This is a genomic window from Nonomuraea sp. NPDC049309, from assembly GCF_043196965.1.
GTDB lineage: Bacteria > Actinomycetota > Actinomycetes > Streptosporangiales > Streptosporangiaceae > Nonomuraea > Nonomuraea fastidiosa.
Genome location: NZ_JBICSH010000001.1, coordinates 2,255,866 through 2,268,866, shown reverse-complemented (window position 1 = coordinate 2,268,866; position 13,001 = coordinate 2,255,866). Strand labels below are relative to the sequence as shown.

Below are 13,001 nucleotides of genomic sequence, written 5' to 3'. Positions count from 1 at the left end.
GGCCTGGCGGGGGCGGTCCGGTCCTGTGCGTGCTGGTCGGGTGGGGGCGAAGGGGTGGGTGGGGCCTGGGCGCGTAGCCGTTCGGCCATGGGCTTCTTCCTTCCCACTACATGCCCGTGGACCGGCGGGTAGCCTTTCTCCCAGGGGAGACGGGTATAACCCCGAGCGGCAGCGTGCGTGGTCTTGAGGGGGATGCGCGCCGCGTCGACGGGAGCGCCGGAGTGGGGACCGGCGTACGGCCCGGGTGCCAAGAAAGGCGATGACCACATTGTCGGAAGAGACACGGATGCGCGGGGGGCAGAGCCTGGCGGAGGCGCTGGAAAGCTGCCTGGCCGACTGGTCGGAGCGCACCGGGATCAGGGTCGAGACCTGGGCACTGCCGGCCACGGACGTGCCGTCGCGCGTGTCGAACGGCGTCATGACCACCTTGCGGGAGGCACTGTCCAACGTCGAGCGGCACAGCAGGGCGAGGACCGTGTCCATCGCCGTGACGGTGGGCAAGAGCGGGCTGCGCCTGACGATCAGCGACGACGGCCAGGGCTTCGACCCGTCGGCGCCGGGGCGCGGCATCGCCCGCATGCGGGCGGCGTTCGCCGAGGCCGGGGGGAGCCTGTCGGTCAACAGCGTGCTCGGTGAGGGGACCACGGTGTCCGGGGTGGTGCCGCCGCAGCGCGGCTGACCGCACTGGCCGCAGCACGGGTGGCTTCACGGGCCGCAGCGCGGCTGACCGCACCGGCCGCAGCACGGGTGGCTTCACCGGCCGCAGTGCTTCACCGGCCGCAGTGCGGGTGGTCCGCCGGCCGTAGCGTGGGTGGGGCCGCCGGCCGTGGCGCGGCCGGCCCCCGGTGACGCGCCCCGCGGCCCGCCCCCGCGACCGGGGCGGGTCAGGGCAGGGTGAGGATCTCGCTGCCGGTCTCGGTGACCACGATCGTGTGCTCGAACTGGGCCGTGCGCTTGCGGTCCTTCGTCACCGCCGTCCACTTGTCGGGCCAGATCTCGTACTCGATCGTGCCGAGCGTCAGCATCGGCTCGATGGTGAACGTCATGCCCGGCACCATCTCGACCTTGAGGCTGGGGTCGTCGTAGTGGGGCACCATGAGGCCGGAGTGGAAGGTGGTGCCGATGCCGTGGCCGGTGAAGTCGCGTACGACGCCGTAACCGAAGCGCTTGGCGTACGCCTCGATGACGCGCCCGATGACGTTGAGCTGGCGGCCGGGCGCGACGGCCTTGATGGCCCGCATCATCGCCTCGCGGGTGCGCTCGACCAGCAGCCGTGACTCCTCGTCGACGTTGCCCACCAGGAACGTCGCGTCGGTGTCGCCGTGGACGCCGCCGATGTAGGCGGTGATGTCGATGTTGATGATGTCGCCGTCCTGCAGCACGGTGTCGTCGGGGATGCCGTGGCAGATCACCTCGTTGATCGAGGTGCACAGCGACTTGGGGAAGCCCCGGTAGCCCAGCGTGCTGGGGTAGGCGCCGTGGTCGAGGAGGAACTCGTGGCCGATCCTGTCGAGCTCGTCGGTGGTGACGCCCGGCCGGACGTGCTTGCCGACCTCCTCGAGAGCCTGGGCGGCGATCCTGCCCGCCACCCGCATCCGCTCGATGATCTCGGGGGTCTTCACGTCGGGCTCGCCGGTCTTGGGGCGCTTTTTGCCGACGTACTCCGGCCGCTCGATGTGGGCGGGGACCTTCCGCATGGGCGAAACTCGCCCTGGCTGGAGCAGTGTCGTCATGAAACACGAGTCTACGGGGCAGAATTGACCCCGTGAGCGAAGGCCAGTGGTGGTTCTGTCTCAAGCACATGCGGGTCGAGCCCGACCAGGGTTGCCCCAATAAGGACCGTATGGGTCCGTACGCGTCGGAGGAGGAGGCGGCGGGTGCGTTGCAGCGCGCCGCCGAGCGCAACAAGGCGTGGGACGAGGCCGATCAGGACGACGACTGACGTCCTGCCGTCTTCGGCAGCGCCGCCCTGGCGAGCTTGAACAGGGCGGTGACGCCGATGGCGGCCCAGATCAGGTTGAGCGCCGCCGAGGGCCAGGCGGCGTAATAAGCGCTGTTGATCATCAGCCCGACGGAACCGGCGAGGTTGATGAGCTGGTACGCCACCCCGTCGCCCGACAGGCGGGACGACGAGACGAGGGCGTAGCCCGCCAGCAGCAGGGCGGCGCCGAGCCAGCCGAGGGCGTCGAGCAGGAGATCCATGGGGGACATTCTCCGGATTCGCGGCCTCGCGGCACAATCACCCGAGGCGCCCGGGCTTAGGCTGACCGTGTGGAGATCGACCCTCGGCGCTTACGCGTGCTCCGCGAGGTCGCGAGGCGCGGCGGCGTACTGCGCGCCGCCCAGGCCCTGCACCTCACCTCCTCCGCCGTCTCCCAGCAGCTCGCCCAGCTCGAACGCGAGGTCGGCCTGCCGCTCATCGACCGCTCCCAGCGCAGCGTCTCGCTCACCCCGGCGGGCCGCGTGCTGGCCGGTTACGCCGAGCGGGTCGAGGAGGAGCTGACCGAGGCCAAGCGCGAGCTCACCCGCTTCACCGAACGCCTGGCCGGGCCTGTGCGCATCGCCGCGTTCCCCACCGCGATCAGCCACCTGCTCGTGCCCGCCATGCGGGAGCTGGCCCGCCGCCATCCCAAGATCGCGCCGGCGATCCGCGAGCTCTACGGCCCGCCGGCGCTCCAGGAGCTGCGGCTCGGGTCGGTCGATCTGATCATCACCGAACAGGACATGGGCCTGCCCGTCCTGGCGCAGCCGTCGCTGACCACCCGGCTGCTGTACGTCGACGAGTACCGCATCGTCGTGCCGCCCTCCTGGCCCGATCCGCCGTCCACCGTCGAGGAGCTGCTGCAGCGGCCGTGGGTGTCGGCCGATCCCGGGCAGGCGTGCGGGCAGGCGCTCGACCGGCTGGCCGGGCTGCACGGCATCGAGCCGCAGAAGCCGCACGTCATCGGCGAGTGGGGGCCGGCGCTCGCGCTGGTCGCGGCCGGGTACGGAGTGGCGATCGTGCCGGAGCTCGCGCTGCTCGACGTGCCGGAGGGTGAGGTGCGCGTGAGCGACATCCGCGGCATCGGGGCCCGCAGGCTCGACGTCGTCACCCGGGCGAGCCGTACGCGGTCGGGGGAGCCCGATCCGGTGCAGGCCGTGGTGATCGAGGCGATCGAGGAGGTCACGAAGGAGCTGGCCACCACCTTGCGTTCCCGCATCTCCGACGCCGCCGGGGAGGAGGCCGCCGGCCCGGCGTGAGGGCCGCGCGATGAGGCGGCGGCGAGGGGCCGCGAGACGGCCCGCCTCGGTCAGGCGGCCGGTTTCGATGGTGAGGGTCTTCAGGCGGGCGGTCAGTCGGTCATGCGGGGGCCGCTGACCTTGTCGAGCAGGCGGGCGAGCCGCTCGCGCAGCCCTGGCCGCCGGTCGGCCTCGCCGGCCGCGGCGCTCACCAGGTGCTGGGCCCCGTCGAACGTCACCGGCCCCTCACGCGGCACCTCGATCGCGTCGTGGGCCAGCCCGGCCAGCTCGCGGTCGCCGCCCTCGATCGCCAGGATCGTGGCCCCGGTGCGGCGGGCGTCGTTCACCCGCTCGAGCAGCGGCACGGGCGCCTGCTGCTCCGACAGCACGAACAGCGTCTCCCCGCGCCCGGCCTGCTCCAGACGCTCGATCCCGACCCGCAGGTGGGGCGGAGCGTCGGGCGGCGGAGACCAGCGCAGCAGGGTCGGTGTGAGCTGGGGCAGCCCGGAGTATCGGGCCTCGTCGGCCAAATGGGCGGTCACGTGCCAGGGCTCGTCGTCGGGGGTGCCGACCACCAGCAGGCCGCCGGGCGAGCGGGTGGCGCGCAGGGCCAGGCCGAGCTCGCGGGTGCGTTCGAGCCAGCCGGTGCCGGCCAGGAGTTCGCGCAGGAGGGCCACCGATCCTGAGTCCATGCCTCCATGGTGCCTGACGGGTGCGTCGCGGGGCGGCCGCTTCTCATGTGACGCATTTACACGAAACGTATATCTCCGTCATTTCGGGCCTTGACATGGAGTTACTCGCGGGTAACGATCGGCTCGCGGCGCGCCGTCCCCCAAGCGCAGACCTCACGGAGAGGGGCGGCACATGACCTTACGTGTACGCGTCAGCATGTCCTTGATCGTGTTATCGATCCTGTCGTTCATCGCGGCGCCCGCCCGCGCCGCCGCACCGGGAGACGTCGTCTCCGCCCAGCCCACCACCGTCTACCTGCTGCCGGGCAAGCTGCTCGAAGTCCCGGTCAACGCCTGGCACCTGCGCTACACCTCCACCTCCGCCACCGGCACGCCCAACGTCGTCTCCGGCACCCTGCTCGTGCCCAAGGCGGGCTACCCGCTCGGCCACCGCCCGATCATCGGCTACGCCGTCGGCACCCACGGCCTCGGCGACCAGTGCGCGCCGTCCGTCAGCATGAGCCAGGGCCGCGAGGCCGAGCTGGCGCTGGTCGGCCTGTTCCTGCTGAAGGGATACGCGGTCGCGATCACCGACTACGAAGGGCTCGGCACGCCGGGGCAGCACACGTACATGGCGGGCATCTCGCAGGGGCACGCCGTGCTCGACTCGATCAGAGCCGCCACCCGCGTGCCCGGCGCCGGGCTGTCCGACAAGGCGCCGGTCGGCATCATGGGCTACTCCCAGGGCGGCGCGTCCGCCGGATGGGCCGCACAGCTCCAGCCGACGTACGCGCCTGAGCTCCGGCTGCGCGGCGTCGCCGCCGGCGGGGTGCCGGCCGACCTGGCCGCCGTGGCGCGCAACCTCGACGGCGGCCCGAACTTCGGGCTGGCCGCGGCCGCCGGGATCGGCCTCGACGCCGCCTACCCCGAGCTGGACCTGGAGGCCGACCTCACCGACCGCGGCCGCGAACTGCTCGCCGACGCGGCCGACGCCTGCGTGAACGACCTCGGCAAGCTCGCCGGGCTCAGCTTCTCCGACATCAGCCCGGTCGACCTGATGAACCAGCCCAAGTGGCAGGCCCGCCTGGCCGAGAACCGGCTCGGCGGCACGCCGCCGCGCGTGCCGGTGTTCCTGTACCACGGGCGGGGCGACGAGATCATCCCGCTCTCGGTCGGGTCCACCCTGCGCTCGGAGTACTGCCGGGCCGGCGTGAACGTGCGGTGGACGTCCCTGCCCGCGCCCGATCACGTGACCGGCGCCATCGAAGGCGGGCCGCCGGCCATCGAATGGCTGGCCCTGCGCATCCTCGGCCTGCCCGCCCACGGCAACTGCTGACCCCGTGACCCTCGTCCCGGCCCTCCTCCTGCGGGGGCCGGGGCAGGCGGGAAGGGGCCTGACATGATCGGTGTTATGACCGACGTGAGCAAACTATCGATTGGAATTCTCGGCGGCACCGGAGACCAGGGCAAGGGTCTTGCCCGCAGGTTCGCGCTGGCCGGGCACCCCGTGCTGATCGGTTCCCGTAACGCCCAGCGCGCCCAGGAGGCGGCCGAGTCCATCGGCGCCGGCGCGACCGGTGCCGAGAACGCCGACGTCGCCCGCCGCGCCGACATCGTTATCGTGGCGGTGCCGTACGAAGGGCACAAGGCGCTGCTCGAGTCGCTGCGCGACGAGCTCGCCGGCAAGATCGTTGTTGACTGCGTCAACCCGCTCGGGTTCGACAAGAAGGGCGCCTACGCGCTGCCGGTCGAGGAGGGCAGCGCCGCCCAGCAGGCGGCCGCCGTGCTGCCGGACAGCCGGGTGGTGGCCGCGTTCCATCACGTGTCGGCCGTGCTGCTGCTCGACCCCGAGGTGGAGAAGGTCGATCTCGACGTGCTGGTGCTCGGCGACGACCGCGAGGCCACCGACACCGTCCAGGCGCTGGCCGAGGCGATCCCCGGGGTGCGCGGCGTGTACGGCGGGCGGCTGCGCAACGCCCACCAGATCGAGGCGCTGACCGCCAACATCATCTCCATCAACCGTCGCTACAAGGCTCACGCCGGCATCCGCATCACCGACATCTGACCCGGCCAGGACGGCCCGCACCGCACCGATGGGCGGGGTCACGCCTGAACGAGATCACGCCGCGCCGCAGGGACCGCTCAGCGGCCACCTGGGGGCGCCGAGCCGTCGGCTCCGTCAACGGCAAGGGGCGGGGGTACGTCGTGCCTCCGGCGCGGGCATCGCGCCGCCTGCGGCTGCCGTGAGCGTCACGCCCCCTGCGACCGCGTGAGCTTGGCGCCGCGTGCGGTTGCGGTGGGTTCGGCGTCGTCTGCGGCCGCGGTGGGTTCGGCGTCGTCTGCGGCCGCGGTAAGTTGGCGCCGCGTGCGGTTGTGGTGGGCTTGACGCCGTTCACCGCTGCGGTGGGTGGCGCGCCGCTTGGGCCCGAGGCCAGCGTCGCGCCGTCGAGGTCGCCGCCCGCCGAGGCCGCCGCGCCGCCATGCCGTCGAGACCGCCGGCCGCGCCGCGAAGGCCCCGGACGGCGGCTCCTGGGCAGCTGGGAGACGCGCGCGGCGGCGAGCGATGGATGTCGCGTCGGCCGGCGAGGACCGGCGGGTCCGTTGAGAACTACGGGGCTCTCAGGGGGGCACGTGGTGGCGGGTGGGCGATGGGCGTCGTGTCGCTGAGGGCGGGCGGGTTCGTTCAGGGCTGCGCGGTTCTCTGGAGGGTCGCGTGGTGGCGGGTGGGCGATGGGCGTCGTGCCGTGGAGGGTCGGTGGGGGCGCTCAGGGCTTCCCGGCCACCAGGGGCGCTGAGCGGCCGGGAAGCCGGTGTGGTGGTGCAGGCGCGTCGTCGGGTGAGGGTTACAGCCAGCCGGCGTCCTGGGCGATGCGGATGGCGTCGATCTTGTTGCGGGCGCCGGTCTTGGTGATCGCGCCCGTCAGGTAGTTCCGTACGGTGCCGGGGGACAGGTGCAGGGCGGCGGCGATGTCCTCCGCCGACGCGCCCCTGGCGGCCTCCTTGAGCACGGTGGTCTCCCTCGGCGTGAGAGGGCTCTCGCCGTACTCCATGGCGGCCGAGACCAGCTCGGGGTCCAGGACGCGCAGCCCGGCGGCCGTACGCCTGATCGCGTCTGCGAGGCGGTCGCCCGGAGCGTCCTTGACCAGGAACGCCTCGATCCCCGCCGCCAGCGCCCTGCGCACGTTGCCCGGCTGCCCCATGGCCGTGAGCACGAGGATCCGGCACGACGGCAGCCGCTCCCGCAGCGTGGCGGCGGCGGTGATGCCGTCGATCACCGGCAGGTCGATGTCCACCACCGCGACGTCCGGCTGTACCCGCAGCGCCTCGGGGACGATCTCGTCGCCTCTGGTGACCTCCGAGACCACCTCGATGTCGGACTCCAGCCGCAGCAGCGCGGTGAGCGCGGCGCGGATCATGTGCATGTCCTCGGCCAGCAGGACCCTGATCATCCCTGCCCTCCTTTCCACCACCTCGTCACCTGCAGGTTCACCGCGCCCCGCCTGGGCGGGCCGGACGCCCTGCCCGCCTCCGCGACCCGGCCGTGCCCGCCCACTGTGGTCTGGTCGGGCGCGCCTCTGTGATCCGGCCGTGCCCGCCCAGCGGGATCTGGCCGGACGCGCCTCTGTGATCCGGCCGTGTGGGTGCGAGGGGCGGATGGTGTGCCCCTTTGGGCGGGTTCTGATCGTGTGGGTTCTGCGGGGGTGTGCCCGTCTCTGGGGTCCGGCCGTGCGGGTCCGGCGTGGGGTGGCGCGTCCGTCCGATGGGAGCGGTCGTGCGGCGTGCCGGCGGGCGGTCGGCGGGCGGGACGCCGCCGTGTGGGACCTCGCCGCGTAGGGCGCCGCCACGCGGGATGGTGCGGGCGCGTGGGGCGCCGCCACGCGGGGTGGCGCGGGCGCGTGGGGCGCCGCCGCGTGGGGTGCGGGCGCGTGGGGTGCGGGCGCGTGGCGGGTCACGCGCTCACCTCCATCGCCAGGACGAAGCCGCCGTCCGTGCGGGTGGCGGTGCAGGTGCCGCCGGCCTGGGCGGCGCGCTCCGCGAGCCCCGTGAGGCCGCCGCCCGCCGCGCCGGGGCCGGTCGCGACAGCGGGCCCCGCGGCGGACGCGGTGGTGGGTTCCGCAGTGGGTCCGGTGGTGGGTCCGGTGGTGGGTTCCGTGGTGGGTCCGGTGGTGGGTTCCGTGGTGGGTCCGGTGGTGGGTTCCGTGGTGGGTCCGGTGGTGGGTTCCGTAGTGGGTCCGGTGGTGGGTCCGGTGGTGGGTTCCGTAGTGGGTCCGGTGGTGGGTCCGGTGGTGGGTTCCGCAGCGGGTCCGGTGATGGGGGCCGGGGCGGACGCGGGAGGGGTCTGCGTGGGCACGCCGTCGTTGGCGATCTCCAGGCGGACCCTCGCGCCGTGCGCGGACGTGGTGATCGTGCAGGTCGTGGCGCGGCTGTGGCGGAGGACGTTCGTGACGCCCTCGCGTACGGCCCACGCCAGCGCCTCCTCCGATTTCGGAGGCAGGGTCACGTCGGCGAGGTGCACCTGCACGCTCACCCCCGACGACTCGAGCAGCGCCGCCGCACGGTCCGCCTCGCCCGACAGCGACATCGCCCGGTAGCCCCGGGCCACCTGCCGGACGTCCTGGGCCGCCTCCCTCGCCACCTGCACCAGCTCGCCGACCTCGGCGCGGGCGGCGGCCGGGTCGCGGCCGATGAGGCGGGCGGCCAGGTCGCCCTTGAGCGCGATGGCGGTGAGGCTGCGGCCGAGCCCGTCGTGCAGGTCGCGGGAGATGCGCAGCCGCTCCTTGAGCACGGCGGCCTCCGCCAGCTCGGCCCTGGCCTGCTGCAGCTCGGCGGTCACCCGGGTGAGCCGGACCAGCGCGTACGTCATGGCCCCCGTGATCGGCACGGTCAAGACGTAGAACGCGGTGACGACGAAGAGCTCGGCGCCGGACCAGAGCGCGCTGCCCTCGTACAGCATCATGCAGACGACCAGCGCGCAGCCCCATGGCAGCGGCAGGAACACCAGCAGCGTCCCGGCCAGCAGCGGCGCCGTCACCGCCGACCAGCCGGCGGGCAGCAGCACGTCCGGCAGATAGGTGATCACGGCCTGCAGCACCAGCGGCAGCGGGTGCAGGGCCGGGCGCTCGCCGCGCAGCCCGGCCCGCATGCTCACGTAGTGTGCCGCGATCACGGCGAGCATGCAGGCGGCGGCCGTCAGGCCGTACCCCATGCCCCACCGGAAGTAGGTCAGCGAGATCGCCGAGTAGGCGCAGGCGACGGCGGTGATGAGCCGGCTCGCCAGCCGTTGGGCCGCGGAGTGGAGCACGCGAAGACTTTAGGACCTGCGCGGCTCCCAGCGGAACCAGAGCCGCAGCGCGACCAGCCCGAGCACCGTCCAGGCGGCGATGTCGAGCAGCGGCATGATCAGCTCGCCCGTCCTGATCGCGTGCACGGCGGCGCTGGTCGGCAGCAGGTCCAAGGCCGCCTGCAGCCGGCCGGGCAGCGGGATCGGCCCCATCGCGCCCGTCGCGACCGAAGAGATCATGAAGACCGGTATGGCGTAGACGGAGGCCAGCTCGGCGCGCGGGACGATCGCCGTGAGCGCCGCTCCGAGCAGCGCCATCGCGGCGGACCCGGCGAGGGCCGCGACGATGAACGCCACCGGATGGGCGGGCAGCGGGATGCCGGCGGTGAGCCACACGGCCACCGTGCACAGCAGGATGATGACGACGGACTGCGTGGCCGCGCCGGCGATCTGGCCCGCCAGGATCTGCCGGTCGGTCAGCTCGCTCGCCCGCAGCCGCTTGAGCACGAGCTGGTCGCGGCGCGCGGTCAGCGTCACGGTGACGCTCATGAACGCGGTGATCGACAGGACCAGCGCGATCAGGCCCTGGAAGATGTGAGCCGCGTGGTCCTGGGAGGTGACGTGCCGGAGCAGGGTGGGGATGCCGACGGCCAGGCCGACCGGCGTGATCACCGAGGCGAACAGGTTGGCACGGTCGCTCCAGAACAGGCGGGTGCCGAGGCGGTAGGTGGCGGTCAGGCTCATCGTGCTTCCTCCGTGCCGTCCGTGGCGGCGGTCGCGAGCGCCGCGCTCTCCATGAACAGGTCTTCGAGGGTGGCGGGGCGTACCTCCAGGCCCTCAAGGCGCAGCCCCCGCGCCGCGGCCCAGGTCAGCAGGGTCTGCGCGGCCAGGTCGGGGTTCTCGGCGCGGCAGACGGCCCGCCCGTGCTCGACCGTGACCGGCAGCGGAAGATCTTCGGGTGGTACGTGCGCGGGCATGCGGAACGAGACCCTGCCCGCGTGCCCGGCCAGCGTCTCGGCCATGTCGCCGCCCGCCACGATGCGGCCGGCGTCCATGATGGCCAGCCTGGAGGCAAGCCGCTGTGCCTCGTCGAGGTAGTGGGTGGTCAGCAGGACCGTGGTGCCCCGCCTGGCCAGGTCGCGCACGAGGGCCCAGGTGGCGGCGCGCGCCTCGGGGTCCATGCCGGCGGTGGGCTCGTCGAGGAACAGCAGGTCGGGGCGGCCGAGCAGGGCGAGCGCCAGGTCGAGCCTGCGCTTCTCGCCGCCGGAGAGCTGCCGGACGCGGGTGCCGGCCTTGGCGGTCAGGCCCGCCAGCTCCAGCGCCTCGTCGCGGGGGCGGGGCGCGGAGGTGAAGCCGCGCCAGGTGTCGATGGTCTGGGCGACGGTCAGGTCAGGGAAGAACCCGGCCTCCTGCAGCATGACGCCGGTGCGCCCGCGTACGGCCGCGCGGTCGGCCCAGGGGTCGAGGCCGAGCACGCGTACGGTGCCCGCGTCGGGCCGCTGGAAGCCGGCCAGCACCTCCACTGTGGTCGTCTTGCCCGCGCCGTTCCTGCCGAGGAGCGCGAAGATCTCTCCCTCCGCCACGTCGAACGAGACGTCCTTCACCGCCTCGAATCCCCGATGGCTCTTGCGCAGCCCGCGTACGTCGATCGCTGTCATGTGCTCCACTGTCGCGGCGCGCGGCTCCGGGCGGCAGTGAAGAATTCACGACTTCCTGGACAAGGTGAGCAGCGCGTCGGTGACGCTCTCGGGGTCGATGAGCTGGTGCAGGTGGAGGCCGGGCAGCCGGGTCACGGGCCAGCCGCGCTGTGCCGCGCGCTCGGCGGCGTCCGCGTAGCCGGGGCTGTACCACAGGCACGAGCACCTGACCTCGTCCCACCCGGCGGGGACGGGGACGGGCTGGGTGAAGTAGTCGAGCGGCAGGCGGGGCTGCTCGCCGGCCACGCGGACGCGCACCGCCGGGTCGGGCAGCATGTCGACGACGTCCTCCTCGTCCCACCAGTCGGTCCAGCGCGGCAGCACGCCGTCGGGTCCGGCCAGGTCGCGCAGGAACGGCAGGAACTCCTCCTCGGCCGTCGTGATCAGCCCGCGCGCGGGCGGCACGTGCGCGTCGGCGAACACGCAGGCCACGACCCGCTCGCCGAGCCCTTCCTTGATCACGGGCAGGAAGAATCCGGCGTTGCTGTGCGCGACCAGCACGACCGGCCCTTCGGGGGCGCTCGCCGCCAGCTCGGCGCGTACGGCCTCGACCACGCGCGGCCAATAAGGGGCGCCGCCCGCGCTGATCCCGGTCAGGTCGGGCACCACGGCCGCGTGCCCGCGCCGCTCCAGCGCCTCGGCCACGGGCGCCCACGTGGAGGGGCCGACGGAGGGGCTGTGCACGAGTGCGAACGTCGTCTGCATGCCCTCCACCCTCGCAGACCGCGTGAGCCCGCGATGTCGCCGCCACGGCGGAGGCGCAGCGCAGGGCGGGTTTTCACCGCTCGCGAAAGGACCGGTGGCGCGGAGGTGTTCCACATCTCGGGACCCCGGTCTGCCATGTGGACGGCCGGCAGGGGATCCTGCTGGTATGAACGATTTCCGCCCCGAGGCGCAGCCCCGCACACTTTCCGCCGCGGCCTCCGAAGCAGCGTCCGCAACAGCGTCAGAAGCGTCGTCAGGAACGCGGCCGGAGACCAGGGCCGTGCACGTGCCGCACGTCCCCATCGAGGGCAGCCGCCCCATCGCCGTGCCGATCTACCAGACCTCGGGGTTCTCCTTCGACGACCCGGCCACGATGGCCGAGTCGATGGGCCGCCCCGACAAGTCGTTCGTCTACGGGCGCTACAGCAACCCCACCGTGCGCTCGCTGGAGCAGGCCGTGGCCGACCTGGAGGGCGGCGTGGCCGCCGTGGCCACCGGCTCCGGCATGGGCGCCATCAACACCGTGCTGCTCGGCCTGCTCAAGCCCGGCGACCACCTGGTGGCCCAGAACTCGCTGTACGGCGGCACCGCCGCCATGCTCAACGAGCTGATCGACAGGTTCGGCATCGAGGTCACGTACGTGGCGGAGAACGACCCCGCCGCGCTGCGCGCCGCCGTGCGGCCGCAGACCAGGCTCGTCTACCTGGAGACCATCAGCAACCCGATGACGCTGGTGGCCGACCTGCCCGGCATGTGCGCCGCGGCCCGCGAGCTGGGCATCCTGTCGGTGGTGGACAACACGTTCGCCTCGCCGCTGCTGTGCCGGCCGATCGAGCACGGAGCCGACATCGTGGTCCACTCCTCGACGAAGTACCTGGGCGGGCACAGCGACATCGTGGGCGGTATCGCGGTCTTCGCCGACACCGCCCTGTACGAACGGGTCTGGCACTTCGCGATCGAGCTGGGCGCCTCGCCTGACCCGTTCGCCGCCTGGCTCACGCTGCGCGGCATGCAGACGCTGGCGCTGCGCATGGAACGCCACTGCTCCAACGCCCTCGACCTGGCGACCAGGCTCCAGCGGCACCCGGCGGTCACCGCCGTGCACTATCCGGGGCTGGCCTCGCACCCGTCGCACGAGCTGGCGGGCAAGCTGCTGGCCGGGAGCGGCGGCGTGTTCTCGTTCGATCTGGCCGGCGGGCGGGCGGCGGGGGAGCGGTTCATGAGCTCCGTACGCCTGGCGCTGCTCGCCCCCTCGCTGGGCGGCGTGGAGACGCTGGTCCTGCACCCGGCGACCACCTCGCACCGCGCGCTCAGCGCCGAGGAGCTGCGCCGCTCCGGCATCGGCGAGGGCACGGTCCGGGTCGCCGTCGGCATCGAGCACCCCGACGATCTGTGGGCGGACTTCGAGCAGGCGCTGGCATAGCCTGA

14 protein-coding genes are annotated in these 13,001 nt (G+C 73.1%); 6 read left to right on the top strand and 8 right to left on the bottom strand.

Going from position 1 to position 13,001, the window contains the following annotated elements; all coding sequences use genetic code 11:
- Positions 1-286: 286 nt before the first annotated feature.
- Positions 287-679, top strand: a complete 393-nt coding sequence (locus tag ACGFIM_RS10205; RefSeq protein ID WP_393197618.1) for a sensor histidine kinase — start codon at positions 287-289, stop codon at positions 677-679.
- Positions 680-884: 205 nt separating this feature from the next.
- Here ACGFIM_RS10205 and map read toward each other — a convergent pair whose 3' ends face one another.
- Positions 885-1,733, bottom strand: a complete 849-nt coding sequence (gene map / locus ACGFIM_RS10200; RefSeq protein ID WP_393197615.1) for a type I methionyl aminopeptidase — start codon at positions 1,731-1,733, stop codon at positions 885-887.
- Between the two features lie 32 nt (positions 1,734-1,765).
- Between map and ACGFIM_RS10195 the strand changes: the two genes are divergently transcribed.
- Positions 1,766-1,942: a hypothetical protein gene (locus ACGFIM_RS10195; RefSeq protein WP_393199763.1), complete on the top strand. Its 177-nt coding sequence runs from the start codon at positions 1,766-1,768 to the stop codon at positions 1,940-1,942.
- Here the strand turns inward: ACGFIM_RS10195 and ACGFIM_RS10190 are convergent.
- Positions 1,927-2,202: a hypothetical protein gene (locus tag ACGFIM_RS10190; protein WP_393197612.1), complete on the bottom strand. Its 276-nt coding sequence runs from the start codon at positions 2,200-2,202 to the stop codon at positions 1,927-1,929. The two genes, ACGFIM_RS10195 and ACGFIM_RS10190, sit on opposite strands and share 16 nt — an antisense overlap.
- A 69-nt stretch (positions 2,203-2,271) precedes the next feature.
- On the opposite strand from ACGFIM_RS10190, the gene ACGFIM_RS10185 reads away from it, so the two are divergent.
- A complete protein-coding gene (locus tag ACGFIM_RS10185; protein ID WP_393197609.1) occupies positions 2,272-3,240 on the top strand; it encodes a LysR family transcriptional regulator in 969 nt (322 codons plus the stop codon).
- Between the two features lie 92 nt (positions 3,241-3,332).
- Here the strand turns inward: ACGFIM_RS10185 and ACGFIM_RS10180 are convergent, their stop codons facing one another.
- Positions 3,333-3,911, bottom strand: a complete 579-nt coding sequence (locus ACGFIM_RS10180; RefSeq protein WP_393197606.1) for a hypothetical protein — start codon at positions 3,909-3,911, stop codon at positions 3,333-3,335.
- Between the two features lie 172 nt (positions 3,912-4,083).
- On the opposite strand from ACGFIM_RS10180, the gene ACGFIM_RS10175 reads away from it, so the two are divergent.
- Together ACGFIM_RS10175 and npdG are read left to right on the top strand one after the other, a co-directional pair.
- Positions 4,084-5,226: a lipase family protein gene (locus ACGFIM_RS10175; RefSeq protein ID WP_393197603.1), complete on the top strand. Its 1,143-nt coding sequence runs from the start codon at positions 4,084-4,086 to the stop codon at positions 5,224-5,226.
- Between the two features lie 75 nt (positions 5,227-5,301).
- Positions 5,302-5,955 carry an NADPH-dependent F420 reductase gene (gene npdG, locus ACGFIM_RS10170; protein WP_393197600.1) on the top strand — a complete coding sequence of 218 codons (654 nt, stop codon included), beginning with the start codon at positions 5,302-5,304 and terminating at the stop codon, positions 5,953-5,955.
- Positions 5,956-6,733: 778 nt separating this feature from the next.
- Here npdG and ACGFIM_RS10165 read toward each other — a convergent pair.
- The 5 genes from ACGFIM_RS10165 to ACGFIM_RS10145 form a co-directional block, all read right to left on the bottom strand.
- Complete coding sequence (locus tag ACGFIM_RS10165; RefSeq protein WP_393197597.1) at positions 6,734-7,339, bottom strand: DNA-binding response regulator; 606 nt, start codon at positions 7,337-7,339, stop codon at positions 6,734-6,736.
- A gap of 500 nt (positions 7,340-7,839) precedes the next feature.
- Positions 7,840-9,192, bottom strand: coding sequence for a sensor histidine kinase (locus tag ACGFIM_RS10160; protein WP_393197594.1), 1,353 nt, complete (start codon positions 9,190-9,192; stop codon positions 7,840-7,842).
- A 9-nt stretch (positions 9,193-9,201) separates the two neighbouring features.
- The gene (locus tag ACGFIM_RS10155; protein ID WP_393197591.1) at positions 9,202-9,915 is read right to left on the bottom strand and encodes an ABC transporter permease; all 714 of its coding nucleotides are present in this window, start codon (positions 9,913-9,915) and stop codon (positions 9,202-9,204) included.
- Entirely contained in the window at positions 9,912-10,829 is a 918-nt protein-coding gene (locus tag ACGFIM_RS10150) for an ATP-binding cassette domain-containing protein (RefSeq protein WP_393197588.1), read from the bottom strand. Before ACGFIM_RS10150 ends, ACGFIM_RS10155 begins: the two co-directional genes overlap by 4 nt.
- Before the next feature lie 45 nt (positions 10,830-10,874).
- Complete coding sequence (locus tag ACGFIM_RS10145) at positions 10,875-11,573, bottom strand: alpha/beta hydrolase (protein WP_393197585.1); 699 nt, start codon at positions 11,571-11,573, stop codon at positions 10,875-10,877.
- A gap of 280 nt (positions 11,574-11,853) precedes the next feature.
- Here ACGFIM_RS10145 and ACGFIM_RS10140 point away from each other — a divergent pair, with 280 nt between their 5' ends.
- The gene (locus ACGFIM_RS10140) at positions 11,854-12,996 is read left to right on the top strand and encodes a trans-sulfuration enzyme family protein (protein WP_393197582.1); all 1,143 of its coding nucleotides are present in this window, start codon (positions 11,854-11,856) and stop codon (positions 12,994-12,996) included.
- Positions 12,997-13,001 lie beyond the last annotated feature (5 nt).